The sequence below is a fragment of the Alicyclobacillus acidiphilus NBRC 100859 genome, from assembly GCF_001544355.1.
Lineage (GTDB): Bacteria > Bacillota > Bacilli > Alicyclobacillales > Alicyclobacillaceae > Alicyclobacillus > Alicyclobacillus acidiphilus.
On the sequence record NZ_BCQI01000121.1, the window covers coordinates 1 to 3,344 of the forward strand.

At 45.7% G+C, this 3,344-nt stretch carries 5 protein-coding genes; all 5 read right to left on the reverse strand.

Annotated elements, in window-relative coordinates; translation table 11 throughout:
- A partial coding sequence (locus tag AAC01S_RS18230) for a DNA adenine methylase (protein WP_067625876.1) occupies positions 1-987 on the reverse strand: 987 nt, incomplete at its 3' end.
- 774 nt (positions 988-1,761) lie between these two features.
- Entirely contained in the window at positions 1,762-1,959 is a 198-nt protein-coding gene (locus AAC01S_RS18235; protein WP_067625879.1) for a hypothetical protein, read from the reverse strand.
- Positions 1,956-2,234 (reverse strand): hypothetical protein, encoded by a 279-nt coding sequence (locus AAC01S_RS18240; RefSeq protein WP_067625882.1) that lies wholly within the window; start codon positions 2,232-2,234, stop codon positions 1,956-1,958. The genes AAC01S_RS18235 and AAC01S_RS18240 overlap by 4 nt, the downstream gene beginning before the upstream one ends.
- Positions 2,235-2,650: 416 nt before the next feature.
- Complete coding sequence (locus tag AAC01S_RS18245) at positions 2,651-3,028, reverse strand: VOC family protein (protein WP_083511961.1); 378 nt, start codon at positions 3,026-3,028, stop codon at positions 2,651-2,653.
- Between the two features lie 143 nt (positions 3,029-3,171).
- Positions 3,172-3,321, reverse strand: a complete 150-nt coding sequence (locus tag AAC01S_RS19065) for a GNAT family N-acetyltransferase (protein ID WP_306307200.1) — start codon at positions 3,319-3,321, stop codon at positions 3,172-3,174.
- Between the last annotated feature and the right edge of the window lie 23 nt (positions 3,322-3,344).

Sequence of the window (3,344 nt, forward strand, 5' to 3'; positions counted from 1 at the left end):
GTACCCATTTTCATCTACATCCGATTTCCGGGACGAGTACTTTGTCCGGATGACTTTATAATGAAACCCCAAACTCGTATACAGCTCATGAATCCGCTCGTTCTGACTGTTCAAGACCATCGCTTTACCCCTGATGCTGGCCAACATCTTCGCTAGGTCTCGGTGATCCTTCCACGTAAAGCTACTTTCATAATAGTCGGTGCCATCGTAATACGGTGGGTCGGCTAGGATTAGCGCTTCCTCGTGGTCGCGATACGCCCTGATTACCTTGCGGAAATCTCGGTTTAACAGTTCTACTGACTGAAGACGCTTGGAAATCGCATAGAAGCGCTCACACTCTTTGTAGTAGAACTTGCCGAAGCTTCGCCCATCGGAAGTGTTGGTTCGAAAGCCTGTGGTACCCCTGGAGGTGGCAAGAAAGCCTGCACGACTCAAGTAGTAGAATCTAGCTGCCTTCTGTACTGGGTCGTCAGGGACTGGAGAAGAAAGCATTTCCCTGTATACCGCTTCGGAGTACGGTAACTTTGTGCAGGCATGGTACAACGCCAGCGGGTCAGTCTGAATGACTGTGAAGAAGTTGACCACATCTTCGTGGATGTCGTTGTATACTTCTTTCTTAACTGGAGCCTTTTGAATCAATATGCTGGCCGTGTTCCCGAATGGCTCGACGTAGACGCTGTGTTCTGGCATCAGTTCTATAATTCGACGTGCCAGCTTGTTCTTACCCCCAATGGAGGTAATGACTGAACGATTGTCCTGCTGTAATGCGAAGTTGCTGTCTAGCTTCTCGTCGACTAGCTTACTGAACACTTCCGTGATGCTGTCGGTCTGATAAAGCTTCATCAGCGCTTCTAGCTTGCTGGTCGACATCCAGAAGGACAGCTTCTGGCGTTGTTCTTTGAACTTCTTCATAGACACTCCGTTGTTCCTCAATACCCAAACATGTGGGTGATAATGTGTACCCCTGAAACGGCGACTGATGGTCACGCCAGCCGTTCCTCCTTTGGGGCAAAAACTGCGCCCGAAATTACCGGAAATGAGAAGCTGGTTTCATACGGTTTCGAAGCCTCTGGCTAGGCGGATTTGGGTCGACTCACTGAAAGTGACGGGGTTTTGCTTCTTTCAACACCTAAAAATGTATGGCAGGTGCGCGGCGGTCATAAAGTATCCGTCGGGCTTCTTCTAACTGGTGATTTTTTACCCCGGATGAATGTCAAACAGCGTTGCACATGATATCCCACCGTAAAGTATCGCTAAATCCTTGCCAATGTAAGACTGAAGCCTACTTCGACTACTGAAATTGTATGACAAAAATCGATTGAAATTCAACTTGTGATGATTGCACGAGGACTCAAAAGTTATGATGAAACAGTGAGGGGATTGTTGCCGGACTCGTACTGTGGTTGGGACTCAAAGGTAAGAAAAGCCCTTGTGCGTCAAGGGTTTTGGGGAAGTGACCGTTTCCTGATGTCAGATGGGACTGAACAACTCTCTGGCTGGCCGATTTATAAAATCGCCTATAGTCCTTAGTACAGTGAACAGTATTGATCTCTAGTACTGATCCTTCTCATTCTACCTGTTTTATTGAAAGCCCTATTTTATCCAGCCTGTCTTATTGGCCCACGGCTCCTTTTTATATAGTAATACCTATTTATTCTATTAGCGCCAACGCGAATCGGGGAAACAAGGCAATCCAGCAACATTTCCGATAGACAGCGGGTACCACTATCCGAGCACAAACAGGGAGCAAGGCGACTACCCTCACAGACCTAACCTCATCCAACCGTCTATAACCATGGTAACGAGCCAAAACAGAAAACTCAATCGGGTCACCGTACTGAATGAAACAAATGCACCTGTTCGCTTTCCTGTTGCCAATGCCACCAAATTAAACAGAACTAACAACCCCAGGCTTGCACCAACTCCAATGACAAATGTTACGATCATGAATTTTGTCATCCTGCCAAGCCCCCTTCGTTTTCTTCATGGCAGGGGTTCGACATCAAAATTCCAGCGCAAAAACCAGCAAACTCCCGTAGTTCGCGACCACAATTCTCCGCGCACTCCGCCTCCCAACGATATAACAGGTCATGTTGGTCTGGAGGCAAGAGTTCTTTCAATCGTTCGTCCAGAGTGCCCTTGTTCAGTGGCAACTTGCCCCTATTCCGTATCTGATTTTCATAGAAAATATCGATCAGCTTCTCGGTCAATAATTGCTTTACAATGCGACACATTGGCGATCCTCCTGAAAACGTTTGTAAGACTTTACCTCTCAATCTGGCAGGTCAGCAAGTACTATGTGGGGGAAGTTTTTGTCCAATCGTTTGTCGCTTGAAGTATTATGCAGAGCAAGAGGCTTGACTGGAGACGAGCGATGGCACAGTAGTTCGTTGACTACGACAATCTATGCCGACTGAACGAAGGAATGAATTTAGCAAGGGTGAAGACTGGTCTTCTGTGCGCTGGCAAACGGGGATACACAGACATTGTCATTCTCTTGCGCCAGAATGGACAAGAACACAGCACACAATATACACATTTATTCATTTTTATGCATCTTGATCGATTCAGGCATCTTCAGGATTCGCCCCCTTATGTTCAATAAGGAGGGGCTTGTCTAGGAAAGCCAATCAGTTCAGAAAGGAGATGCTTACTTTGTTGTAGGAGTTTCAGACTGGATGGCTACCACATTCCCTTCAGTATCAGAAAAAAACGCCATCATGATTGTATTGTCACCCAATTTACCGATTTCGTGAGGCTTGCCCTTAAATTCTACTCCTCTTGAACGAAGGTCATTATATGTTTCATTAATATCTTCTACATTGTAATAAAGTACCGAACTTGGATGGTCAAATTCACTGTTCTCTGGCAGAGAGAGCATCAATCGTACTTCACCACATTGAAAAAATGCCATACCGTTGGTTTCCCATATGTATTGCAATTCCAGAACATCGCGATAAAAAGCAACCGCTCGTGATAAATCACGAACAGTAATAGATACCTGTCCCAGCTTAGTTATGCCCACCATCTTAAAAACCCCCTTTTGATTAATTGCTCATGAAGAAAATTCCATTAGCTAATTGCGTATGCTGCCCAAGAGTCCTATAAGATGTGACTAGCAGCAATGCATATTTAAAACAATTCCTGGGTTAAATTGTGCAGCGGAACTCACTATCCCGTATACTGAATCTCCATAAGCCAGCAGTCATGCCGTTTTCCTTCGTGTAGTTCCCGCTGAGGCAACAGTTTTACCTGTCGAAAGCCACATTTCTCGTAAACATGAATTGCCCTTGTATTTTCCACTCGTGGGTCCATAACCACTCGGTCAGCTTTACATTCTCGAA